At 59.0% G+C, this 481-nt stretch carries 1 protein-coding gene; it reads left to right on the top strand.

Annotation, left to right across the window (positions count from 1 at the left end):
- Nucleotides 1-165: 165 nt before the first annotated feature.
- A partial coding sequence (locus tag E4T88_RS17370) for a LexA family protein (protein WP_135107559.1) occupies nt 166-481 on the top strand: 316 nt, incomplete at its 3' end.

Genomic DNA, 481 nt, shown 5'->3' with positions numbered 1-481 from the left:
GGACCAGATGCTGGCGTCCTTCGATCCGAAGAAGCATGGTGGCGAAGTGATGGCCGGTCGTGCGACGGGTGTGGAGGCGTTCGCCGATAGCGTCGCCTAAGTCGGCGCTGCAGGTGCCCGAGCGGGCAGAGATCATCTTCAGGCTGGATTTTATATACTGTATGAATGAACAGCATTTTGCAAGCTCTGGCACCAATCCAGATCCAGCCATGGGGTCTGGTCTTGCCGCTTGCGAATGCCACGGTCCGCGCAGGATTTCCTTCCCCCGCGGCCGACTTCGGCGAGACGCGAATCGACCTCATGGCCGAGCTGATTACCCACCCGCAAGCAACATTTCTCCTGCGAGTACGAGGCCTCTCGATGAGCGAGGATGGTCTGGGGGATGGAGACACGATCATCGTGGACCGGGCAATCAAACCGACCAATGGGCACATCGTCGTCGCCGTGGTGGACGGAGATTTCACAGTCAAAAGGCTCCAAC

This window comes from Dysgonomonas mossii, from assembly GCF_004569505.1.
Lineage (GTDB): Bacteria > Bacteroidota > Bacteroidia > Bacteroidales > Dysgonomonadaceae > Dysgonomonas.
This window is presented reverse-complemented; position numbering and strand designations above follow the sequence as displayed.